This is a genomic window from Acetobacter oryzoeni (genome assembly GCF_004014775.2).
GTDB lineage: Bacteria > Pseudomonadota > Alphaproteobacteria > Acetobacterales > Acetobacteraceae > Acetobacter > Acetobacter oryzoeni.
This window is the reverse complement of sequence record NZ_CP042808.1, coordinates 2,357,854-2,379,981: the sequence shown is the minus strand read 5'-3', so window position 1 is coordinate 2,379,981 and position 22,128 is coordinate 2,357,854. Positions and strand designations below refer to the sequence as shown.

The 22,128-nt window shown below is 48.2% G+C and carries 21 protein-coding genes; 10 read left to right on the top strand and 11 right to left on the bottom strand.

Annotated elements, in window-relative coordinates:
• Positions 1-20: 20 nt before the first annotated feature.
• On the bottom strand, positions 21-947 hold the full coding sequence (locus tag EOV40_RS11070) for an MBL fold metallo-hydrolase (RefSeq protein ID WP_128106003.1): 927 nt from the start codon (positions 945-947) through the stop codon (positions 21-23).
• Between the two features lie 88 nt (positions 948-1,035).
• On the opposite strand from EOV40_RS11070, the gene EOV40_RS11065 reads away from it, so the two are divergent.
• The 5 genes from EOV40_RS11065 (at position 1,036) to EOV40_RS11045 (ending at position 3,629) form a co-directional block, all read left to right on the top strand.
• Positions 1,036-1,716: a peroxiredoxin gene (locus EOV40_RS11065; protein ID WP_050818582.1), complete on the top strand. Its 681-nt coding sequence runs from the start codon at positions 1,036-1,038 to the stop codon at positions 1,714-1,716.
• Positions 1,717-1,720: 4 nt separating this feature from the next.
• Entirely contained in the window at positions 1,721-2,149 is a 429-nt protein-coding gene (locus tag EOV40_RS11060; RefSeq protein ID WP_128106002.1) for an ArsR/SmtB family transcription factor, read from the top strand.
• Between the two features lie 56 nt (positions 2,150-2,205).
• Entirely contained in the window at positions 2,206-2,727 is a 522-nt protein-coding gene (locus EOV40_RS11055) for a DNA-3-methyladenine glycosylase I (protein WP_244296914.1), read from the top strand.
• Positions 2,728-2,797: 70 nt separating this feature from the next.
• Positions 2,798-3,244, top strand: a complete 447-nt coding sequence (locus EOV40_RS11050; protein WP_128106000.1) for an HIT family protein — start codon at positions 2,798-2,800, stop codon at positions 3,242-3,244.
• 25 nt (positions 3,245-3,269) lie between these two features.
• A complete protein-coding gene (locus EOV40_RS11045) occupies positions 3,270-3,629 on the top strand; it encodes an ArsC family reductase (protein ID WP_128105999.1) in 360 nt (119 codons plus the stop codon).
• A gap of 51 nt (positions 3,630-3,680) precedes the next feature.
• Here EOV40_RS11045 and bfr read toward each other — a convergent pair whose 3' ends face one another.
• From bfr to EOV40_RS11030, 3 genes are all read right to left on the bottom strand, one after another.
• Positions 3,681-4,169 (bottom strand): bacterioferritin, encoded by a 489-nt coding sequence (bfr, locus tag EOV40_RS11040; RefSeq protein WP_428182527.1) that lies wholly within the window; start codon positions 4,167-4,169, stop codon positions 3,681-3,683.
• Positions 4,170-4,352: 183 nt separating this feature from the next.
• The gene (locus EOV40_RS11035; protein ID WP_128105998.1) at positions 4,353-5,378 is read right to left on the bottom strand and encodes an Lnb N-terminal periplasmic domain-containing protein; all 1,026 of its coding nucleotides are present in this window, start codon (positions 5,376-5,378) and stop codon (positions 4,353-4,355) included.
• Positions 5,375-7,339, bottom strand: a complete 1,965-nt coding sequence (locus tag EOV40_RS11030) for an esterase/lipase family protein (protein WP_128105997.1) — start codon at positions 7,337-7,339, stop codon at positions 5,375-5,377. The genes EOV40_RS11035 and EOV40_RS11030 overlap by 4 nt, the downstream gene beginning before the upstream one ends.
• A gap of 119 nt (positions 7,340-7,458) precedes the next feature.
• Between EOV40_RS11030 and EOV40_RS11025 the strand changes: the two genes are divergently transcribed.
• Positions 7,459-8,049: a histidine phosphatase family protein gene (locus EOV40_RS11025; RefSeq protein WP_244296912.1), complete on the top strand. Its 591-nt coding sequence runs from the start codon at positions 7,459-7,461 to the stop codon at positions 8,047-8,049.
• A gap of 321 nt (positions 8,050-8,370) precedes the next feature.
• The gene (locus tag EOV40_RS11020; RefSeq protein ID WP_128105995.1) at positions 8,371-10,047 is read left to right on the top strand and encodes an alpha-keto acid decarboxylase family protein; all 1,677 of its coding nucleotides are present in this window, start codon (positions 8,371-8,373) and stop codon (positions 10,045-10,047) included.
• A gap of 125 nt (positions 10,048-10,172) precedes the next feature.
• Here EOV40_RS11020 and EOV40_RS11015 read toward each other — a convergent pair whose 3' ends face one another.
• The 7 genes from EOV40_RS11015 to EOV40_RS10985 form a co-directional block, all read right to left on the bottom strand.
• Positions 10,173-10,910 carry a class II aldolase/adducin family protein gene (locus EOV40_RS11015; protein WP_128105994.1) on the bottom strand — a complete coding sequence of 246 codons (738 nt, stop codon included), beginning with the start codon at positions 10,908-10,910 and terminating at the stop codon, positions 10,173-10,175.
• Between the two features lie 37 nt (positions 10,911-10,947).
• Positions 10,948-11,994 carry an isopenicillin N synthase family dioxygenase gene (locus EOV40_RS11010; protein ID WP_128105993.1) on the bottom strand — a complete coding sequence of 349 codons (1,047 nt, stop codon included), beginning with the start codon at positions 11,992-11,994 and terminating at the stop codon, positions 10,948-10,950.
• A complete protein-coding gene (locus EOV40_RS11005; RefSeq protein ID WP_128105992.1) occupies positions 11,994-12,860 on the bottom strand; it encodes a sugar phosphate isomerase/epimerase family protein in 867 nt (288 codons plus the stop codon). The genes EOV40_RS11010 and EOV40_RS11005 overlap by 1 nt, the downstream gene beginning before the upstream one ends.
• 29 nt (positions 12,861-12,889) lie before the next feature.
• The gene (locus EOV40_RS11000; protein WP_128105991.1) at positions 12,890-15,163 is read right to left on the bottom strand and encodes a TonB-dependent receptor; all 2,274 of its coding nucleotides are present in this window, start codon (positions 15,161-15,163) and stop codon (positions 12,890-12,892) included.
• A 147-nt stretch (positions 15,164-15,310) separates the two neighbouring features.
• On the bottom strand, positions 15,311-16,063 hold the full coding sequence (locus EOV40_RS10995; RefSeq protein WP_280114340.1) for an amino acid ABC transporter ATP-binding protein: 753 nt from the start codon (positions 16,061-16,063) through the stop codon (positions 15,311-15,313).
• Positions 16,053-17,630 (bottom strand): ABC transporter substrate-binding protein/permease, encoded by a 1,578-nt coding sequence (locus EOV40_RS10990; protein ID WP_128105990.1) that lies wholly within the window; start codon positions 17,628-17,630, stop codon positions 16,053-16,055. Before EOV40_RS10990 ends, EOV40_RS10995 begins: the two co-directional genes overlap by 11 nt.
• Positions 17,630-18,583, bottom strand: a complete 954-nt coding sequence (locus EOV40_RS10985; RefSeq protein WP_050820031.1) for a LysR family transcriptional regulator — start codon at positions 18,581-18,583, stop codon at positions 17,630-17,632. The genes EOV40_RS10990 and EOV40_RS10985 overlap by 1 nt, the downstream gene beginning before the upstream one ends.
• Before the next feature lie 315 nt (positions 18,584-18,898).
• On the opposite strand from EOV40_RS10985, the gene EOV40_RS10980 reads away from it, so the two are divergent.
• Genes EOV40_RS10980 through EOV40_RS10970 form a run of 3 tightly spaced genes read left to right on the top strand, consistent with a single transcriptional unit; the run spans position 18,899 to position 22,022 of the window.
• Positions 18,899-19,762, top strand: a complete 864-nt coding sequence (locus EOV40_RS10980) for a dimethylarginine dimethylaminohydrolase family protein (RefSeq protein ID WP_050820030.1) — start codon at positions 18,899-18,901, stop codon at positions 19,760-19,762.
• Positions 19,763-19,797: 35 nt separating this feature from the next.
• On the top strand, positions 19,798-20,742 hold the full coding sequence (locus EOV40_RS10975) for a 2-hydroxyacid dehydrogenase (protein WP_128105989.1): 945 nt from the start codon (positions 19,798-19,800) through the stop codon (positions 20,740-20,742).
• Positions 20,743-20,777: 35 nt separating this feature from the next.
• The gene (locus EOV40_RS10970) at positions 20,778-22,022 is read left to right on the top strand and encodes a M20 family metallo-hydrolase (protein ID WP_128105988.1); all 1,245 of its coding nucleotides are present in this window, start codon (positions 20,778-20,780) and stop codon (positions 22,020-22,022) included.
• The last annotated feature ends 106 nt before the right edge of the window (positions 22,023-22,128 follow it).

Sequence of the window (22,128 nt, the reverse complement as noted above, 5' to 3'; positions counted from 1 at the left end):
CCAGAAAAGATCAGTAAATTTTAGAGCTTGTTGATGGGGATCTTGATGTAGCTGGTGCCATTATCTTCCGGTTCTGGCATGTGTCCCCCGCGGATATTGACCTGCACGGAAGGCATGATCAGATTGGGGAGAGCGAGCGTTGCATCGCGCGATGTGCGCATGTTTACAAAATCATCTTCACTCACACCTTCATGCACATGCACATTATGCGCGCGTTCTGCACCCACTGTGGTTTCCCACGCATAGGTATCACGGTTTGGCGCTTTGTAATCGTGACAAAGGAACAGGCGCGTTTCTGCTGGTAAGGTGAGAAGGCGGCGGATAGAGCGATACAGCATGCGGGCATCCCCACCGGGGAAGTCTGCGCGGGCGGTGCCGTAATCTGGCATGAACAGTGTATCGCCAATAAAGGCGGCATCACCGATAACAAAAGCCATATCTGCGGGGGTGTGGCCCGGAACGTGCAGGGCAATAGCGTTCAGGTTGCCCAGCTTGAACTGTTCACCATCTTTAAAAAGATGATCAAACTGAGATCCATCACGGGCAAATCTGGTATCGGCGTTAAAGATTTTGCCAAAAACTTCCTGCACCTGCACAATATTGGCGCCAATACCCAATTTGCCGCCCAGTTGTTCCTGCAACCACGGCGCAGCGGAAAGATGATCAGCATGCGCATGTGTTTCTAGTTGCCATGCAACCTGCAACTTTTTAGCGCGTACATAATCTACAATTTCTTGGGCAGAATCGTATTTAATGCGGCCAGAAGCCGGATCATAATCCAGTACACTATCAATTACGGCAGCTGTGAGGGTTTGTGGATCATGCACCACATGGCTGGCCGTGAAGGTTTTTTCATCAAAAAAGGTTTTTACAACAGGCCGTTGTTCGGGGTGCTGCACAGCCATCAGAATCTGCTGGGTGGCTGTGGCGATAGCTGGATCTGACATAAGGGAAACTCCCAACAGTTTATTATTTTAAGTAAACATGAATATACACTTTAATTAAGAATGAAAGCGTCTTGCGTCAAGGGAAAGAATGCGCGTAAACACTGCAGCTATGAATGACCGCATCATAGATACCAGTCAGTTGGAGCCGGTAGTGGCCGCACCCAGAATTGGAGACATGGCTCCAGATTTTATGGCGCGGACAACCCAAGGCATGCTTACGTTAAGCGCATTGCGTGGGCAGTGGGTGCTGCTGTTTTCGCATCCGGCAGATTTTACGCCGGTTTGCACCAGTGAATTTATTGCGTTTGCACAAGCTGCTTCGCAATTTGCCGACATGAATTGTGCGCTAGTGGGCCTTTCCGTGGATAGTCTGCCCGCGCATCTTGCATGGATTGAGGCCATACGGGAAAGGTTTGACGTAAGAATTCCTTTTCCTGTGGTGGAAGATCCCTCCATGGCCATTGCACGTGCCTACGGCATGCTGGACCCAACAGCCCGCAATAGTGCAACGGTGCGCAGTGTGTACATGATTGACCCACAAGGTATTGTGCGTGCCACAACCTGCTACCCCATGACTGTTGGCCGTTCTGTAGCTGAACTGTTGCGTTTGCTTGCGGCTCTTCAACGGGTGGATGAAGGTGATGTGCTGACGCCAGAAGGCTGGACGCCCGGAGGGAACGTGGTGCTGCCTACAGCGCAAACCCAAGATGCTGTCATGCAGGCCGGGCCATCGTGGTTTATGTGTTTAAAGCCTGATCAGGGGCGATAAGCTCATGGTGGAAATGTCTTTAGATGAAGCAAAGCAGTTGGTGGAGCAGCTAAAGCTGTTTGCTCAGCCGCAGCGGCTTATGATTCTGGACGCGCTTTTGCAGCATGGGGCGCTGGCTGTGGGAGAACTGGAAAGCAAAACCGGAATCGGCCAGCCGACTCTGAGCCAGCAGTTGGGCACGTTAAGGCGTTCTAACCTGATTGTGCCACGCCGCGAATCGCGAACGATTTATTATAGCTTGCAGAGCGAAGATGAAGCTTTGCGGGTAAGGATTCTGATTGCTCTTTTAAAAGGTGATAAAGGCCTGCTGTCCGCCACGCATGAAATTGCAGATAAGCTCGGGACAAAATCGACCAAAAGAAAAGACCAGATCCTTCGGGAAGAAGGCGCGCAGTTTGCTTTTGTGCAAACACCACAGCCACGCCGCTTCTAAAACCAAAACATAGCATGGATTCTCCTAAGCAGCGGTGCAAATGGGCATGTGGAAACATGCTTTTGCGTGATTACCATGATGCTGAATGGGGTAAGCCCATCAAGAACGCACGCAGCTTATGGGAAATGCTGGTGTTGGAAAGTTTTCAGGCTGGGCTTTCATGGAATACGGTACTGCAGAAGCGCGAAAATTTTCGGAAAGCTTGTGCTAGGTTTGATCCTGAAAAAGTCGCGCAGTTTACAGAGCACGATGTGCAAAGGCTGATGCAAGATGCTGGCATTATCCGCTCGCGCCTAAAAATAGAAGCCACCGTCAAAAATGCACATGCCTATTTGCAGATGCAGGCAGCGGGAGAGGATTTTGCCGATTTTGCATGGGGTGTGGCGCAACAAAACCCCGTAAAGGCAGAGCACCCGCATGCACTTGCGCAAACGCTAGCTTCACAGGTTCTCTCCAAGGAATTGAAAAAGCGTGGTTTTTGCTTTGTGGGGCCGGTCATTGTTTATGCATGGATGCAAGCAGCAGGCATGGTAAACGGGCATGAACCAGATTGTTTTCGGTATCACGCCTGCGATTGATTCGATAAGCCTCGTGAAATGGCTGTCCTCAGGCGTATTGCGGAAAGCAAAATTATAACTGAGGCAAAACATGACAAAAAATGTAATTCAGCAGCGCGTTGAATGGGCGAGGGAAGGAAAGTTCCCTCAAGTTATCGGGCGTATGCCTTCAGGTTGGCTTATTGTAGCCGATACACAGCCTGTACAAGGTTATTGCCAGCTTTTGTCAGACCCTATTGTGCCAAGCCTGAATGACCTGCAAGGGCAGGAACGTATGCAATATCTGGCAGATTGTGTAACGGTAGGTGATGCCCTGCTGAAAGCCACGGGTGCTGCCCGCATTAATTATGAGACGTGGTGTAATCAGGAGCCTTCGCTCCATACCCATATTGTGCCGCGTTATCTGACAGAAGCGGATGCCGTAAAAACAAAGCCTGTTTGTGTAGGCTATGCGGGCATTTCTGCACGCCCGTTTAATCTGGAGCAGGATACAGCTTTTATGGAAGAGATGCGGAAACTTCTGGATATCCAGCCATAAAAGTTGCTTTGCTCTAGGAGGGTTTATGAGCGCGCCAATAACGATATACGGAATTAAATCCTGCGATACGATGCGTAAGGCCATGAAGTGGCTAGAGGCGCACGGTGTAGCATATGGCTTCCATGATTATAAAAAGCAGGGAATAGATACCGCTACACTCAAACTGTGGGCACAAAATGTTGGGTGGGAAAAGCTTTTGAATAAAGCAGGCACCACGTTTCGTAAATTGTCTGATTCTGAGAAAGAAAATATTGATGAACCACGCGCATTGGCGCTTATGGTTGCTTATCCTTCCCTTATAAAACGGCCTGTTTTAGAAGCGCAGGGAAAGATCACGGTTGGCTTTAAGCCAGAAATCTATGCAGCTTTATTTGCGAACAATTAAATGGCACGGAAATATGGGGCGTATGAAACGCCCCATATTTTTGATCAGTGATTATTCCTGATCAGGTGCAGCTGCGGAGTTCAGCTGGATGTAGCGTTCAATGCCAATCTGCTTGATCAGATCAAACTGACGATCCAGGAAGTCTTCGTGCTCTTCTTCGTTTTCAAGGATCTTCAGCAGAAGATCACGGGAAACAAAGTCACGCACGCTTTCGCAGTAGGCAATGCCTTCACGCAGATCAGCCAGAGCTTTTTCTTCCAGCTTCAGGTCGCATTCCAGAATTTCCTTCACGTCCTGACCAATCAGGATGGTGTTCAGGCGCTGAACGTTGGGCAGGCCACCCAGATACAGAATGCGTTCGATCAGCCAATCAGCATGGCGCATTTCTTCAATGGATTCTTCGTATTCTTTCTTGCCCAGCAGGGTAACACCCCAGTGGCGCAGGGTGCGTGCGTGCAGGAAGTACTGGTTGATAGCCGTCAGCTCATTTGTCAGCTGCGTGTTCAGATGTTCGATAACCTTAGGATCTTTTACCATGATACGATTTCCAGATTTTGATGGAGGTTTGTGAGATCTTTTTACGGATATTTCAGGCACAATGCAATCAGAAAATCGTTAAATATCAAGGAGTTTTAATAAGTAATTCTTATTCGCAAATGTTATTAGTGTTTTTTGTTGTCGAAACAGCATCTTATGTATGTAGTGTCCTTTATAACATTTCTGTTATTTGGTTTGTGAAAGTTTAGGTGTGTCATCTAAAGGTAAATGAGCGCGTATTCCTTGCGAATAGTATGCATCTGGCGTTGCGTCATCAGGCCTTTGTATGCGGCTTAGGCGTTTAAGGGTAGGGAAGTCATACTGCGTGTTTAGGAGCCCCAAATCATATGCCAAGGAGGCCGTGTAGCCACTTAGCAACACGCGCCAGTCCAGCCGATAATGCAGTTGTGCACCAGCGCGGGAGAGAATTTCTGTTGTGCAGTTATCTGTGAGCGTATTGTACCAACGCGGGTGGGAATGTAGGAAATGAATTTCCGAAAGATAGCTTTTAAACAGGCGCTCACGCGTTTGCGGTGAAATGAAGAGCCGGTAAAGATAGACGCGCTCCTTACGGATATCTGTGCGCACGCCAATCAGATCCTGCTCATCTGCCGTAACATAAAACATTTCATAATGATGGAAAAAGCCAGCAATCGCAGAATAGGGGAAACGCTTTTGCCTGCGTGTTTCAATAGATATTGCAAGGTGGCGCCCATCCTTGAATCCAAAGGTCAGGAAAACATGGGCAATGCTTTCCCCTGCCCAGTAAGAGGTAATCATATCTACGGATGAAAGGTCATCCAGATTATACGTGGCATCGTAATAACGAGGTGTATAATCCGTTTCTGTTTTGTATTTGAAATTGCGTATATTTTGAATATGCACAGTTCGACCGGTCAAAATGGCATCTGCCGGCAACGCATATTCTCCCGCCCACTCTCGATGATTGCGCGGGGGATCAGTTAAATACCATATTGCAAAAACAGTACATAAAGCAGGAATGGCAGGGCGGCGAAGCCGTGCAGGAGCAAAAAAGAACGCACCTAACACAAGTAGCGGAAAGATAATGCTCAGGCCTAAGCGCAGAATATCTGGTGTTAAGGTAGAATAATAAAATGCCGCAGCTGAGTAGAGGCTGAATAAGCATACGCTTGCCGCTTTTATCCAGAAAATCCAGCCATGCGTCGAAGAATTATGAGGAAGCTTGCTCATGGGTGTACCGGGGGTGTGGTTGGCTGATACTCACCGCCAATACGTGTGATATTTTGTTTGTTCATATCCCCTGTTTCTGGCGCTCCCGGGGTAAGGTGCGCCAGATGCTCCAGCAGAATGCGCCGCACCTCTGCAATGGTGATTGGGTTGGACTGTGTGGAATGGCCAGAATGCCGCACAACCAGTTCGGAATCAGCATAAGGAACATGTGCGCTGCGGTATTTTACCACGCCATCATCGGCTGTTGCTAAGGGGCCATCCCCCAAAACCGGAATAATGGAATGTGTGCGCACTTCCGGCACAACAGGTATGGAGGCAAGAGAGCGGATAAAAGCACTATGGGGTGTCATGCCATACACGCTGCCCATACGCCACGGGCTCATGTTTACACGTATTGAACCGGACTCTCCAGCAACAACTTGCTGCATCACCTCTGTCAGACTAACGGGAAATGTTACCATACGGCCTACAAGATGCGCTAGAGAAAGTGCAGCCAGGTAACTTCCGTGTTGTGGTGTAGAAATAAACACAACTTGCTGCACTTCAGGCAACGGTTTTGGAAACAGGGTTTCTTGCAAAAAGCTATGGGCTTTTGGGGTAAGGTGTAAACTGTTGAAAGGATGGTGCGTAAGACCATTCCAGAGTTTATCCTTGGGGTCTATCACTTGCATTTTTGCTAGAAGACCGCCTTGGCTATGGCCAATAAGCACCATATGCCCAAGCGCGGGATCGGCCTGCGTGCCACCGTTGTTTTGAATGGCAGCTTCCAGAGCCTCGCGAAGTTGGAAGGCAGAGTAAGGGATGGGATTGCCCGTAGCGTAAGAAAAAAACCAAAATTCAAAATGGGCGCGGATTTGAGGATCTTCCAGAAGATCGTTCACCATATCAGCCCATCGTCCCGGGCTGGAAGCTGTGCCGTGAACAAGCACAACGGGAATACACCCATAGCGGTGAGGTTCTATGGCAATGAGCTGAGGTTTGCGGCCGTTATCAAAAAAACGACCGTCCAGAAAACCTTTGTACTCGCTAGACCAATCTACAGCATTGCTAAGGCTCAGCGCGCGCGAGGCTGTTTGATCATACTGCAGAGGGATGGGTGTTTTGTTGGCTATGAGAATATGCCCCTGATCATCCAACGCTGTTAGCGTCAGGTGTCCAGAAATATGATCGGAGAGAACTTGCCTGCGTGGATCAGGTATTTCCATAAACAGGCTGACAGGGATACGCAGTTTGTCTGTCACGGTAAAGGAAGATGGGGCACGGCCATCTACATGCGGAATAGCGGCTAGAGGTTCGCCCAGCCCCATATGACTATAAATATTTTTAACGCCATTTACTGTCAGGCGTGCTGTGGGGCGGAAATCGGTTAATTCGTAACCATGCCATATATGTTCTGCCGGGTTTGATGAAAGATCCAGATCACCAAATGGCAGTACCCAGTGTTGAGCATTCACATTGGCGGGTGATCCTAAGGCCTCTGTCAGGCTGAGCATATAAAGATCACACGCTTGCCGAAAATGTGGATCATACGGATCGGGGTGGTCCGATGTTTTATCCGCTGGGTTGAGGTACGCATATGCATACATGGCAGCAGCCATGAAATCTGTGCGAGACTTATGTTTTTTGCCACGTAAGTAGCTGAGTTCAGCCAACGCAAAAAGCTGGTCATTTAGATCTGGTGTGTAAAATTGGTCTTGCGTGCTTTTACGCAGGATATCAATGGCGGCACTTGGGTGTGCTTGCCATATGCCCAACAAGTTTTGGCGTTCCAACACAATCCGGGTGGTGTTGCTAAGGATTGTTCCGTTAAGGGCCGTATGGGTACGGTCCAGATAAGCTTCTGTCAGGCTGAGTTGCTTGACAGATACAGGAGGGGTGCATCCTGTAAGGGCCAGAAAAACAGCAATGTAACAAGCTTTGTGATTTAATTTTCTTATAAATCTTATAGAAAAAACAGACATTATGCTTTCCGGAAGAACACACCCAAGCGTTAAAATATGCGGCGGAACTTACGATGTTCACGACTATGTGGCAAACAGAATGAACAGAAAGAGAGTTCTCTAAAATATTGGAAGATATTATGCGCAATATGCCAGCATTACGTGTTATTTTATTGGGAAGTTGTATGCCTGATAATGTGCGTAAAGGGTATATACCAAAAAAAGATGAAATAATAAAATTTCAATTACCCAAGTTATTTCAGGAAAACATTTTAGAAAAACAGAATATTACACGTATTTTTTGTGCACCTGATATTCAGGTTTCTCCAGAACGTTTTTTTTCTAAATATAGTATTGAATTAGAACCAAAGTTGGAAAATAGGAATTATGGCATTTGGGCCGGACAACAGTTAAAAAATTTGTTGGTGGAAGATCAGGTGCAATTCATGAACCCCACATATTCTCCAAATGGGGGGGAAAGTATGTGCGCGTTTCATATCAGATTAAAATCCTGGCTTGATAGCCTATTTCATAAAGCTCAAAATCAAGATACATTCTTGGTTATAGCTTCACCTGTTATCATACGTGCTTTGAGTGCATGTATTCTAGCTGATGAGATAAAAAATTCGTTTCATATTCTAAATAAATTAGATATTTATCCGGAAAGCTGGAGCGTTTTTTCAGGTAGAGCGGGAAAGTGGCGTATTCTCACACTTTCTGCTCCTTTTTGAAGTCATAAGGTGAAGTTATAAAAGTATCAGTAAAATTTTTGTTTGTTAAGAATAATCATTCACGATGTGGTGACATTTTGTGATATATTATATAAATATATATGAACAATTTCGGTATAAAATTCTCCTTAATTGAAAATTAAATAATTAATATCAATAGTTTAACGTATATTTTCTGGCAGAAGTCAAAGATATTTTCTTGGGTATGGAATATCTTTTTTATATGAAAGACCGCTGTTTCATATATTGGACATTTGTCAGGTTGAGGGTGTTAGCTAAAAGCCGTTTTTTGAGGCTATTCCGATAGGAGTGACTAAACCCATGACATATACAGTCGGCATGTATCTTGCTGAGCGTCTTTCTCAAATCGGATTAAAGCACCACTTTGCCGTAGCCGGCGATTTCAATCTGGTTCTTTTGGATCAGTTGCTGGCAAACAAGGAAATGGAGCAGGTTTACTGCTGTAATGAGCTAAACTGTGGATTTAGTGCAGAAGGTTATGCTCGCGCACATGGGGCAGCTGCAGCTGTTGTCACCTTTAGCGTAGGGGCTATTTCTGCCATGAACGCTATTGCAGGTGCTTACGCAGAAAATCTGCCTGTTATTTTGATTTCAGGCTCACCCAATAGCAATGATTACGGCACAGGCCGTATTCTGCATCATACTTTGGGCACGAATGATTATACCTATCAGTTGGAAATGATGCGGCACGTAACGTGCGCGGCAGAAAGCATTACAGATGCTGCATCTGCTCCGGCTAAAATTGATCATGTTATCCGCACGGCCCTGCGTGAACGCAAACCAGCATATGTTGAAATTGCTTGTAACGTATCTGATGCAGAATGTGTGCGTCCTGGTCCGGTATCGTCTTTGCTGGCAGAATTACGGGTAGATGATGTCAGCCTGAAAGCTGCGGTAGAAGCTTCCCTCAATTTGCTGGAAAAATCTCAGCGTGTGACCATGATTGTAGGGAGCAAAGTGCGCGCTGCACATGCACAAACACAAACAGAACATCTGGCAGATAAGTTAGGCTGTGCTGTTACTATTATGGCAGCAGCAAAAAGCTTTTTCCCAGAAGATCACAAAGGTTTTCGTGGTCTGTATTGGGGAGATGTGTCTTCACCTGGCGCGCAGGAACTAGTTGAAAAATCTGATGCGCTTATCTGTGTCGCGCCCGTCTTTAATGATTACTCCACAGTAGGTTGGACAGCATGGCCCAAGGGTGACAATGTTTTGTTGGCAGAGCCCAATCGCGTTACTGTGGGCGGCAAAACATACGAAGGTTTCACGTTGCGTGAATTCCTTGAGGAGCTGGCAAAGAAAGCCCCCAGCCGTCCGTTAACGGCGCAGGAAAGTCAAAAACACACGCCAGTTATCGAACCAGCCAAAGCAGATGCACGCCTGACGAATGATGAAATGACCCGTCAGATCAATGCAATGCTAACATCAGATACCACTCTGGTTGCTGAAACAGGTGATTCCTGGTTCAACGCCACGCGTATGGATTTGCCGCGTGGCGCACGTGTTGAGCTGGAAATGCAGTGGGGGCATATTGGTTGGTCTGTGCCGTCGGCTTTTGGGAATGCTATGGGTTCTCAGGAACGCCAGCATATTCTTATGGTAGGGGATGGGTCATTCCAGCTAACTGCGCAGGAAATGGCGCAGATGGTGCGTTATAAGCTGCCAGTCATTATCTTCCTTGTGAACAATCGTGGCTACGTTATCGAAATTGCTATTCACGATGGTCCGTATAATTACATCAAAAACTGGGACTATGCCGGTCTGATGGAAGTGTTCAATGCTGAAGATGGGCATGGCTTGGGCATGAAGGCCACTACAGCAGGTGAACTGGCAGAGGCCATCAAAAAAGCCAAAGCAAATCGTGAGGGCCCAACCATTATTGAATGTCAGATTGAACGTTCTGATTGCACCAAAACATTGGTGAAATGGGGCAAGAAGGTTGCTGCAGCTAACGCCAGAAAGCCTCAGGTTTCCTGATACTTTGAGAGTTGAAGTCTAGAATATTTATCCCCTCTTCTTTTTATAAAAGAAGAGGGGATTATTTATATGTATTTATTATACAATAAATTTTACAAATCTTGTTACAATCAATCGGTTTCAATTTATTTTTTATAATCAGGTTGTTCCCTGTCCAATTTACGACGTAGAGCTTTCCAGATCATTTGTCCTTGATCGGGGTCTGTATCAAACTGGCTTTTGGTACGCAGGATTTTTTCTTCCGAAGGGATATGCAAAGGCACCCCGGTAGATTGAGCAGCAATCTGGATTTTGCAGGCTTGTTCCATGTAATACATACGGTAAAATGCTTGGGCTACAGTGCTGCCAACTGTTAACAGACCATGGTTTTGCAGAATGATGGCATTGCGAGATCCAAGATCGCGTACAAGCCGTTCACGCTCGCTCAGGTTATCATCCGCAGCAATCCCTTCATACGCATGAAAAGCGACAGCACCGTAAAATTCGATGTTAATCTGGTTAAGTGGCAGAATGCCTCTATCTTGTGCGGCAATCACCATGCCTGGAACAGTGTGCGTGTGCATGACACATGCCGCATCGGGGCGGTTGGCATGTATGGCGGAGTGAATGACAAAACCGGCCGGATTTATGGCCCAACTGGTTTCCTGCTGTGGAATGCCATCAGCATCTACAATCACCAGAGAGCTTGCTGTGATTTCTTCAAACAGCAGGCCATACGGGTTGACCAGATAGCGATGTCCGGCATTGGGAAGCCGAAGGGAAAGATGGGTATAAACAAGATCAGTCATGTTGAAATGCGCCATCAGCCGGTAGGCGGCTGCTAGGTCTTCCCGCAGTTCCTGTTCTGTTTGATGTGTTGTCATTTGTAAAACCTCCTTAAAGGTCTGCTACAATTTGTATTCAGGCGGCAGAGTTGCGTTTGAAGTGCCCAAAAGTAGCCGTTTTGCGTGCTCCTTTGGGCAATTTCAGTTCGCCCTTTTCAACCTTTTTAACCAGATATTGATACGTTTGCAGCGCTTGGGCCCACATATGCTCGCCAATGGTTATGGCTTCGTAAGAAGCATCATCTTTTTTTGCAAAGGCAGGAAGTGGGCGAATCTGAGTGTGATAGTCACAGGCATAAAATAGTGGAAAAGAGTAACGTTCTTCTGAAACTTTTCTAACACGGTGTGCTGTGGCCACAAATTCTCCGGCCGTCATCACTTCCAGCATATCACCAATATTCACAACAAATGCACCCGGAATTGGCGGCGCATCAATCCAGTCTCCGTTGCCGTTCATCACTTCCAGGCCGGGTTTATCCGCCAGCAGAATTGTAAAACACTCGTAATCCGTGTGGGCGCCAATGCCTGGGGCATCCTGTGCATCAGCATCGTAAGGATAGTGGATCATGCGCAATTTGGAGGGGGGGAAATTTGCAACTGTATCAAAGTAGTTTTCGTTTAACCCCAATGCGAGGGCAAACCCGCGGAAGAGTGTGCGGCCCAGATCAAAAACAGCGCGGTAATAAGCTTCTGCAGCGGAGCGGAACCCCGGAATATCTGGCCAGTTATTGGGCCCCAGCAAGGGTGTTCCTGCCTGCACTAGAGGATGGTTGGCAGGTACTTCATATCCAATATCGAAGGCTTCCTTATGGTCTGGCCGTCCAGCAGAATAGACTTCTTCTCCTTCAGGCACGAACCCTTTATGGGTGGCAGATGTGCCTATGTAATATTCCATCTTTTTTTCAAATGGTTCGGCAAAAAAATCACGTGCAGCCTTGCGCACGCCTTCAATCAGATCAGCACCAACATTATGGCCGGAAATGTAAAGAAACCCGACATTACGGGCCGCATCTCCCAATTTTTCGGCTACAGCCTTACGCTCCGCAAGGTCAGAGCTATATAATTTGCCGATATCAATAACCGGGATACTGGTAAAAGTTTCAGTGGTCTTGGAGACAGACATCAACCCAATTCCTTCTTGTTGCCAGAATCTGACATGACATGTTGAAAATGTTCGTATTCTGTCTGGCCCGTCCAGACATTGAGTGACCAGAGGTCTGCTACGGGCATGTTGGTAAATGGCAAGGTATGCAAATAGCCATCAGGCCCACATTCTGGGGTCATTGTGGTGGTGGTGTATCCGCGCGTGCACTGACTTTGCCATATCTCTTGCCAGATATGCTGATGGAAGCGTAGGGCTGGGGCATATTCAGGAGCTGCTGGATGAGGGGCCTGAGGGCCCTGATCATATCCTATACGTGCCTGAATGTGATGAACACGGCTGATGAAAGAGGAAAAATCATCCGCCGGATCATTCAGTAACCGTTCACAGCAAACAACCCAATGGCTAATGTCAGCAGTAAAGAGCACATCTGGAAGTTGCCTGATAACATCAAGTGTAATCCAAGGCGTTGCCAGAATGCGGGAGCGATGTGTTTCAAAACAACACACCATATTCGCTGCACGACATATTTCCTGTGCAGATGCTATGAATTCAGCTTGTTTGTGAGCAGGCCAGCGATCATTTCCTCCTAAAATATTAATAAATCGAGGCTTCATAAGCGATGCACGGTCTATGGCATCACGCAGATCATCTAGATGATCCTGCACTGTTGCACTCTGCCGCGGAATAACGCCTCCACCTGTCATGGCAATGGCAATGAAGGGAGCGCCTTCTCCCTGTAAAATGGCTGCACATTCCTGAGCCTCTTCATGAGTTGGAGGAATGCGAGCCTCCAACCCTACAAAACCGGCTTTGCGTGCTTCTGCCAGAGGGATATCCCATCGGCGGTTATCCCCCCACAATGTGCGGAAAAGTTCAAGTTTCATAAGCTCTTTCCCGGTTTCTTGTGTAGTATTCAGAAGTTGTAGTGTAGGTCACAGCCAACCCAGCGTGGTGTCTGAATATACTGGGCGCGGTTATTATCGCTGCCGGTGAAGGAATAGGTTGTGCCATGCTTATTCTGCAGATTGTCAACATATACGGCAGCAGTCCACTTGCCGGTTTTGGGGCCAAACTCCATACGAAGGCCAAGGGAGCTGATCTTGCTGGATTTGGCGTTGGGGTCCCCCAGAGCAACCCACATGTTGTCTTTCCATGTGTAGCTGGCTTGTAATGTTGTACGGTACAGGCCCATGTCGATGCCATAACGGGCAACGGCGCTCCATGAAAAACGCGGCGCGAATGGCAAAGGCGAATTATGCGTAACGGGAGGATCTAGCGGTAGCCCATTAATGGAACCTACAGGGCTTTTGGCCTGAGCATCCAGATAGGCAAATGATCCGCGCAGATCTAGATTGGGGACGAGATTATGCAGCGTGCTGGAGAGTTCTCCCCCACGAGTGCGTGCCCGGGAAATTGTGCCCAGTGTAAGGGAGTTTGATCCATCTGGCATGGGCGCGAAAAAAAGTGTCTGCCGATTATGATATTCGTAGTCAAATAAAGAGCCTTCCACCACAAGCTTGTTATGCAGAAGGGAGGATTTGATACCAACTTCATACGCAATCAGGTTTTCAGGTTTTACGTAATCCAAAGCAGATGTGGCAGCCACGGGGCCTGCAAAATATGTGCCTGGCTTATAACCATTGGAAATGGTGCCATAAGCATAGGTGCCAGGTACAATCTGGTAGCGCAGGCCAACACGCCCGGTAAAACGATGATACGCGTGGGTAGTGTCCAGAAAGGTTCTTTGCTCACCTGTCTGAACGTTGTGTGTGCCACCATTAAAGCCGCGTTCATCGTAGGAAAGGCGACCGGATGCAATGAAATCCAGCTTTTTGGTGATATTGGTAACTGTGTTGACGTACAGGCCTGTGGACAGGTTTTGCTGAGAAAACTGGTCTCTCAGCCAATATGGTGGTGTGGCAGATAAGGAGTTGCGGAAGCTTGTGTAACTGCCATCAATTTTATCATAGGACTCATAAACGCCTACCGTTAGATGGAGAATTTTTGCAAGATTCATACGCAGGTGCATGTCGTGTGATTGCGCGATGGATGTATCATTCCAACGATAATCACCATACTCGTTGGATGTGCCATCGTAGTTGTCGTAATCATCACGGCGGTAGAAATCTATGCCGGTGGTGGAGGTGAATGTGCCAAAGTTGAAGGCTTTGGTATAGGCAACAGAAACACCGCCTCCATTTTCATTACGTTTAGCAGGATCTTTTCCGACATTGACAGCATTGGCGTGTGGATGTGGCCCTACACCATCTACGGGATCCAGATCTTGCGGAGACATCGGGGTACCTTTGTCTCGTGTATAATGCAGATTCAGCAATACGGAGGAAGTGTCATCTATCACAAACTTGGTCAGGTTGCGGATAGATAGCAGATCCTGCGATCCATAGCGTGCACCGGTTCCAACATCTTTTTGCCAGCCATCACCCTTTACGTAGTTAAAGGCTGTGCGATTGTAAATTTTGTTGGTGATGGGCACGTTTACAGCAAACCGACCACGGTTTGTATTGTAGCTACTATACCCCCATTCTGCATAACCTCCGAATTTATCAGAAGGCTTTACAGACTGAATATTGACCGTTCCACCTGTAGAGCTACGCCCCATATCAAAGCCTTGCGGCCCTTTTTCTACCGCAACATTTTCTGTATCGAGCATTTGGCCATTATAGAATACCGGATACGGTGCCAGCAGCCCATCCAGATAAATGCCAATTCCCCCCATGTTTGTGCCGATATAGTCATCCAAACCAACACCACGGATAGAAAAAATGGGTGTTGAACCGGAAGTGGCGTTTACTGCCGTAACACCAGGCGTAAATGCGGCAATATCCTTTGGGCTTTCAATGCGCAGTGCACGCAGTTCCTGGCCACTCATAACGTTCACCGTGCCAGGGGAGGATAGATAACGGTGTGTGTGGGAGCGCGTTACCTCCAGCTGTTCAGTAGAACCCATGTGTGGGGCAGTATTTTTACGGCGTGGTGTAACGACTGCATGCTTTCGTCCAGGAGAGACAGAATGCGCCGAAGCAGGCTGCGTGCTAGCGGTGGGTGTTGCTGTAGCAGCCAAAGAAGATGTTGATGCCAGAAGCAGGCAGGGCAGGGTTGGCAGTGAGATATATGCTGGAACAACGGCCAGAAAACGGAAGGACCGATGTAAAAAAGATGATTTCATGCCCGTATTCCTGTTTCATTCCTATTGGAACCGGTTTCTGGGGCGCGAAGACAACCGGCTTTTCATTTCTATTTGACAATGAAATTGGGTCGCCTTCGTTTAGGAATGACTCAAGCATACTTTTTCTGATTGATATTGAGATGCTGTTCAGTAACGAAGCATCTGGTTTAGAAAGTTTTGTGCACGATCCGTTTGTGGTGCTGTAAAAAAAGTTTCTGGAGGCGTAATTTCCAGAATTTTCCCTTGATCCATAAAGATAATATGGTCTGCAATACGGCGGCTAAACGCCATTTCATGCGTTACGCATACTGTTGTAATACCCTGTTCAGCCAGTTCATCTATAATGCTTACCACACCTACAATCGCTTCGGGATCAAGTGCCGCGGTAGGTTCGTCAAACAACATCACTTCTGGCTGCATGCATAGTGCTCGGGCAATCGCAACGCGTTGTTGTTGCCCACCAGAAAGCTGAATAGGGTATTTATCTGCCTGATCGGGAATGCCCACCTGGTCCAGATAGCGGCGGGCAAGATCTGTGGCCTCCGTGCGTGTCATGTGCCGGACGCGCATGGGGGCCAGAATACAGTTTTCTAAAACACTTAAATGTGGAAACAGATTATAGTTTTGAAAAACCATACCGACCATACAGCGGAGTTGGATAGGATCTGTTTTGTCATTAATCAACTTGCCGTTGATTTTAAGCGTTCCGCTATCGTGGGGTTCAATGCGGTTTAATGTGCGGATAAGGGTAGATTTTCCAGATCCAGATGGCCCCAGAATAACAATTTTTTCGCCTTTTTCTACATCAAAGTCTAAGCGGTCAAGCGCTACAAACTCTCCAAACAGTTTGCTCATGCTGCGCACAGAAATCATGGGAGTGGTTGTGGATTCATGCTGCATTAGACACAACCTTTTTTCGGTCAGACCAGGTGAAGCGTCGTTCAACCCGTTTTTGAAGGAAAAGGAAAAAGAAGACCATGACCAGGTAATAAACCAGAGCCGCAGCATAATACTCTGTAAAGGCAAAGGTCCGTGCAACCTGTATTTGTGTCACGGCCAGAAGTTCTTGCAGTGAAATAACAGAGGCAAGAGATGTAATTTTAAGAAGATTGATAAACTCGTTGATGGTAGGCGGCAGAGCAATACGGAACGCTTGCGGAAAAATAACGCGCCAATAAATATCACGTCGGCTTAGTCCAAGTGCGCTGGCGCCAAGTTCCTGCCCCGGATCTACGGCGCTGAGTGCGGAACGGTTGATTTCCACCTGATAAGCAGATTCATTGATGGAAAGGGCCAGAACTGTTGCCAAAAAGGGCGTAAACCATTGTTCACGAAAAATGGGGAAAAACTGCGGCACAGCATTCCAGATGAAAAGAAGCTGCAACAATGTTGGGGCGGCACGAAAAAGAGCGACATATCCTTCTAGAACAATTTTGAGAACAGACCGTTGAGGATTGTTGAGTGCAATGGCAATCGGCACGGACAAAGTGATGGCGATGACGTGAGAAAGGAGGGCCACGGTTAATGTAATCAGGGCGCCATGGAGAAAGGCGCGGGATGTCAGCGCAGAAAAAAAGGCATTCCAATCAAATATCGAGCCAGAGGAAGACGCATCTGCCCCTTGTTTTGTGGACTGATCGGTAATGGACCATTTGTTGCGTAGTGTCGCCAGTGTTCCATCTGTTTCCAGCGCAGTGATTGCTGTTTGGAGCAGTTCCTGATCCTGCTTGTTCTGGCGCAGGTAAATGGCAAAATGTCGGTAATCCGGAATATCCGGGGTCAGAAGGATGTGTAGTTTGCCCTGAAGCTGGCGCATGCGGAAAAAGATTTCAACATCCTGGCTGACAAATGCAAAAACCCGCCCAATAAGAACCTGCTGTACAACCTGTTCTTCGGTTGGATACTGCTGGATAATCATAGGGGCTTTGCCTGCAGCAACCAGGGCATCGTTTATGACGCCAAGGCGGGTCACATAGCTTGTGCCGGATTCTACAGCGACATCCTTGCCAGACAACTCATCCATACTGGTTAGAACAGGAGTATTTGCACGTCCTGCCACCACCAGTGCCGTATCCTGATAGGAAACCGCATCAAAGCTTTTCTCACGCGGGGGCGTGCGGATAATGCCACTCATAACCAGGCCACAGCGTTGGGCGCCCAGACTGGGGAATAATCCTGTAAAATCCATGGTAACAACGGAAAGTTGCGCATGCCAGCGTGTGGCCAGAAAATGAGCAGCGTCAATATCAAACCCTTCCGGATGTGTGACATCCTGCCCTTTCACGAAGGTCATGGGGGGAAGGGTCGGGTTGGTGCAGATGGTTAGTGTGCCATCATGTATAAACGAAGGAAGTTCTTCGGCTCGTGCTGATCCCAGCTGGCCTAAAGCCATAAAAAGGATGCCGAGCAGCGCGACAACATGCTGGAACCACTGCATGAGTGGCTGATGGGGGAAAAAGCGGGGCATTAATATGACGCTTCCAGTAAATTACGGAATGTTTCGACCATCAGGCTGGTTTCGGGGGACATGCGAGCCAAAAAATGGCAGCAGGTTATAAGGTGCAGATCATTAAAGGTGATCCGGCGTAGTAATTTTTGCGCAACAAGAGGTGCTGCAAAAATTTCCGGCAAAAATCCAATGTAACTGCCAGACAGGATAAGAAGAGCGCGTGCATCTACTTTGTCCGCCTTGGCATGGTAGGTGAAATGCGGGCGTATTTCTTCCCATGCTTTGGATGTTGCGGCATCGGCAACGCTGATCATGCGCTGGCTGGTGAGCACATCAAGCGTGATTTCTTTTTCAGGCATATGAAAGAGAGGGTGCCTGGCACCGCAGAACAGGAAAGATGATTCTGCCACCAGTGGGCGGCTGCCTAAAGGGGCCTCTCCCTGGGCGTAAAGGGCAATGCCAGCCGTAGCCTGGCCGTTTATAACCGCCACTTCCACTTCCTTGGTTGCAGCAGAATGCAGGTTCATAAATACGCTTGGGTGGTTTTGTGTGAATGTATGAATGGCTTTTACAAGCGGTGTTTCACCGTGGGTCTGTATGTTGTCGGGCACATACAGGTTGAACGTGCCGCTTAACATACCGCTGGCTTGGTTCACCTGCTGGCGAAACTGTTCAAGATTAAGAAAAAGCGCATGTGTTGCCTCCAGCACCTCACGCCCTTCATCTGTCAGTGCAAAGCCACTTCGCCCACGCAGGCAAAGGGTGATCCCCAGACGTGTTTCTAAGGCGGAAATGTCCAAGCTGATAGAAGACTTGCTTTTCCCCAGGGTTATTTCAGCGGCGCTGAACCCACCCTGTTCTGCCACAGTATGAAAGACACGCAGAAGGCGCAGATCTATTTCCGAAACATGCCCTTGAAACCCACGCGGCCTTTTTCTGGGACGGGGTTTTTTATGGCTGCTTCCTATCATGGTTTGAATGCTCCTGCTGGGTGGGGCGTCAGGATAAAGATGGAGGAAACTGTCGGAGGATCCTTTGGCTTGATTAACAAGGCTCTATTGTTTCTTATAAGGAATGATTATGGCGTGTAAAACATGGGCTGTGAAGAGCGAACTGCGGACAATTATCAACATGTCGGAGGCAGAAAGCGGGAGAAAGGCGGTTTTCCGGGTGATTTGAATATATTTGTGAAAAAACTAAAGTGAACTCTTGTCCGTTCGTATTCGGATTGCAGTATCTCTCGGATAGTCTGTGCCTGAAACAGATACCTTGAGGAATTTCAAGACATGGCTGCAAACAGGTGGTTTATAGACAGCGAAACCGGCGTGCTGGCAGACGTTCTTTTGTGTCCGCCTGATTATTACGAATGGATTCCAAGTAACGATATTGCTATTCAGACAATGGCGCATGGCGGAAACATAGATCGCACCGCCTTACGTACTCAGTTTGATGAACTGGTTTCAACGCTTAAAAGCGAGGATGTGTCCTGCCATTTCCTTGTGCCGCATGAAAACATGCCGTACGAAGTTTATACGCGAGACAGTTCACAAACCACGCCATTTGGCACGGTTGTTACAAATCTTTCCCGACCGGAGCGTGTGGGAGAGGAAAAAGAAATCCGCTCTTTTTACGCACCCGATGAAATCTGGCGCACATGTACCGCAGGGCGTATTGAGGGCGGGGATATCCATATCATTCGCCCTGGTTTGCTAGCCGTTGGTGTAAGTGGCGGCCGGACGGATGCAAAAGGAGCGGCCGAATTCATCAGCTGGTTTGAAGAAGCTGGCTGGACCTGCCGCATGATTCACTTTCCAGAGCATTTTCTTCATCTTGATGTCATTTTCTGCATGGTTGCGGAAAACCTTGCGATTGCTGCCGTGGATGTGTTGGATGAAGCTGATCTGGAATGGTTCCGTGAACAGGGTATCCGTATTCTGCCGGTAAGCTATCGTGAGGCCATGCGGGATATGGGGTGTAACGTGCTCTCCTTGGGGAAAGACAGGGTGGTAAGTCCGCGCCATTCTGTGCGGATTAACCAGATGCTGCGTGCTGAAGGGCTGACAGTGCTTGACCCAGAACTCAATCAGTTTTCCCGTGGTGGCGGCAGTATTCATTGCATGACCATGCCTTTGCGCAGGCAGCCATTGTAAAAGCTTTAGGGATTTTACAAAGAAAGGAATAGCAAATGCCTGCTCGTATTGTAATCAGCGCAGATGGCCACGAGGTCTTTGAAAGCTGGCGGCAGGCTTTTGCTACGGTTGCGCCTGATCTTCCTGTCTGCTCATGGTTTGACCCTGCGTGGCAATTGCAGCCTGATGATTATGCCTTGGTCTGGAAACCAGAACCAGAGCATGTGGAATGCCTTGCCCATATGAAAGGCATTATATGCACAGGAGCAGGTGTTGATCATCTGCTCTCCTTGCCGGATTTTCCGCAGGATGTGCCCTTGGTGCGCATGGGCGGGGAGCAGACAGCCCGCCTGATGGCGGATTATGTGCTGTGGGCAGTTATTAGCCTTCTCAGGGGGGCTCGCACATGGGCTCTCCAACAACAGCACGCTGTATGGCGCAATAACGTATGTAGCCGCACATCCGATACAACCAGGGTCGGTATCATGGGCTTGGGGCATCTTGGTGCTTTTGTTGCGCAGGATCTGGCCAGGTTTGGTTTTTGTGTTTCTGGATGGAAACGTCTGCCTTCCGATGTAGAAGGCGTAACAGTCTGGAGCGGCAGAGAGAATCTGCCCGGATTTTTGGCCGAAGTGGATGTTCTGGTAAATCTGTTACCAGCAACGCCTGCAACAGAAGGGCTGATTGATTCTGACTTTTTCCAGCATCTTCCTAAAGGCGCAGGATTTGTAAATGTTGGCCGTGGGAAACACGTTGTACAGAAAGATCTTCTGAAAGCACTGGATGATGGCACGTTATGTGGTGCCGTGCTGGATGTTGTTACGCCCGAACCATTACCCGCAGAATCTGCCTTGTGGCAGCACCCACGCGTGATCCTTACGCCGCATGTTGCATCTGAGGCATCACGTGAAATGCAGGCCCGTTACGCAGTGAATGTGGTGGCATGCCTAGAGCGGGGAGAGCGGCCCGCTTTGTTATGTGATGTTGCGCGTGGATATTGAATACCAAAAAGCCTGAAATAGAAAAGGTGCAGAATATGAGCCAATATGCCGATCTGACAGTGAATGGACAGGCGCTGTGGCATGATCTCACCACAACTGCTACTTTTGGTGGTACGGCCAAAGGTGGCATATGTAGGCTTGCTCTTTCAGATGAAGATTTTCAGGTTCGGGCATGGTTTGAACAAACCTGCAAGGCGCTGGGATGTACTGTAACCCATGATTCTATGGGTAATCAGTTTGCCCGTCGCGCTGGCCTGCAAAATGATCTGCCCCCCATTATGATGGGCAGCCATCTGGATACTCAAGTTACAGGTGGCCGTTTTGATGGCATTTTAGGCGTATTGGGCGGTATTGCGGTTTTGCGTGCGCTTCATGATGCAGGCATTCATACGCGGCATCCAATCGAAGTGGTGAACTGGACAAATGAGGAAGGGGCACGCTTTAGGCCTCCCATGCTCGCTTCAGGTGTTTTTGGTGGTGCTTTTACAGAGGAATTTGCCAGCAGCAGGACAGATGCAACTGGCATAACGTTGCGGCAGGAACTGGAACGTGGTGGCTTTGTAGGAGAAGAACACTGCGGGCAGCATCCGGCGGCAGCATATTTTGAGCTGCATATTGAACAGGGTCCTGTGCTGGAAGCCAAAGAATGCACCATAGGTGTTGTAACCGGCGTGCAGGGCATGCGCTGGTATGAGGTTGTGGTACGCGGCCGCTCTGCACATGCAGGCACAACCCCCATGCTCATGCGTAAGGATGCCTTATTGGCCGCCGCACGTATGATTGACCAAGTGAATGCCGTGGCACAAGCGTATGCGCCTGATGGTTTAAGCACCATTGGCATTATCACGGCGTTTCCTGCCAGCAGCAACGTTGTTCCGCGGGAAGTGCGCTTTACTGTGGATTTGCGGAATCCATCGGAAGGCGCATTACAGGGTATGGAAGAAGATTTCCTGCGCCGTATGCAGGAATGTGCGCAAGCGGCTGATGTGGAGGTCAGCATAACGCCGACATGGAATTCCTCAGCCGTACATTTTGATAAGCGTTGTGTTGCCTGTGTTCGGGAAAGCGGGAAAGAGCTGAATTATAGCATGCAAGATATTGTATCCGGCGCCGGGCACGATGCTGTGTATGTTTCTAGGGTTGTGCCAACCGCCATGATTTTTGTGCCATGTTGGCAGGGTATCAGCCATAACGAAGCAGAAAGTGCAACGCAGGAAGATGCAACGGCCGGAAGCAACGTGATGCTGCATGCCGTGTTGAAGGCAGATCAGGAATTTTGAACAGATATATTCATGTAAAGCAATATATGTAAAAGCCATGAATTTTTATAATGGTTTCATGGTTTTTGCATTTTCCATATGATGCTTTGGAATGTTTGTCGCAGAG

Coding starts and splice junctions, on each gene's coding strand:
- EOV40_RS11070 (WP_128106003.1), bottom strand. CDS start 947: ATGTCAGATCCAGCTATCGCCACAGCCACCCAGCAGATTCTGATGGCT.
- EOV40_RS10985 (WP_050820031.1), bottom strand. CDS start 18,583: ATGATAGGAAGCAGCCATAAAAAACCCCGTCCCAGAAAAAGGCCGCGT.
- EOV40_RS11010 (WP_128105993.1), bottom strand. CDS start 11,994: ATGTCTGTCTCCAAGACCACTGAAACTTTTACCAGTATCCCGGTTATT.
- EOV40_RS10975 (WP_128105989.1), top strand. CDS start 19,798: ATGCCTGCTCGTATTGTAATCAGCGCAGATGGCCACGAGGTCTTTGAA.
- EOV40_RS11065 (WP_050818582.1), top strand. CDS start 1,036: ATGCGCGTAAACACTGCAGCTATGAATGACCGCATCATAGATACCAGT.
- EOV40_RS10970 (WP_128105988.1), top strand. CDS start 20,778: ATGAGCCAATATGCCGATCTGACAGTGAATGGACAGGCGCTGTGGCAT.
- EOV40_RS11005 (WP_128105992.1), bottom strand. CDS start 12,860: ATGAAACTTGAACTTTTCCGCACATTGTGGGGGGATAACCGCCGATGG.
- EOV40_RS11060 (WP_128106002.1), top strand. CDS start 1,721: ATGGTGGAAATGTCTTTAGATGAAGCAAAGCAGTTGGTGGAGCAGCTA.
- EOV40_RS10995 (WP_280114340.1), bottom strand. CDS start 16,063: ATGCAGCATGAATCCACAACCACTCCCATGATTTCTGTGCGCAGCATG.
- EOV40_RS11035 (WP_128105998.1), bottom strand. CDS start 5,378: ATGAGCAAGCTTCCTCATAATTCTTCGACGCATGGCTGGATTTTCTGG.
- EOV40_RS11050 (WP_128106000.1), top strand. CDS start 2,798: ATGACAAAAAATGTAATTCAGCAGCGCGTTGAATGGGCGAGGGAAGGA.
- EOV40_RS11000 (WP_128105991.1), bottom strand. CDS start 15,163: ATGAAATCATCTTTTTTACATCGGTCCTTCCGTTTTCTGGCCGTTGTT.
- EOV40_RS11025 (WP_244296912.1), top strand. CDS start 7,459: ATGCGCAATATGCCAGCATTACGTGTTATTTTATTGGGAAGTTGTATG.
- EOV40_RS11030 (WP_128105997.1), bottom strand. CDS start 7,339: ATGTCTGTTTTTTCTATAAGATTTATAAGAAAATTAAATCACAAAGCT.
- EOV40_RS11020 (WP_128105995.1), top strand. CDS start 8,371: ATGACATATACAGTCGGCATGTATCTTGCTGAGCGTCTTTCTCAAATC.
- EOV40_RS11015 (WP_128105994.1), bottom strand. CDS start 10,910: ATGACAACACATCAAACAGAACAGGAACTGCGGGAAGACCTAGCAGCC.
- EOV40_RS10990 (WP_128105990.1), bottom strand. CDS start 17,630: ATGCCCCGCTTTTTCCCCCATCAGCCACTCATGCAGTGGTTCCAGCAT.
- EOV40_RS11045 (WP_128105999.1), top strand. CDS start 3,270: ATGAGCGCGCCAATAACGATATACGGAATTAAATCCTGCGATACGATG.
- EOV40_RS11055 (WP_244296914.1), top strand. CDS start 2,206: ATGCTTTTGCGTGATTACCATGATGCTGAATGGGGTAAGCCCATCAAG.
- EOV40_RS10980 (WP_050820030.1), top strand. CDS start 18,899: ATGGCTGCAAACAGGTGGTTTATAGACAGCGAAACCGGCGTGCTGGCA.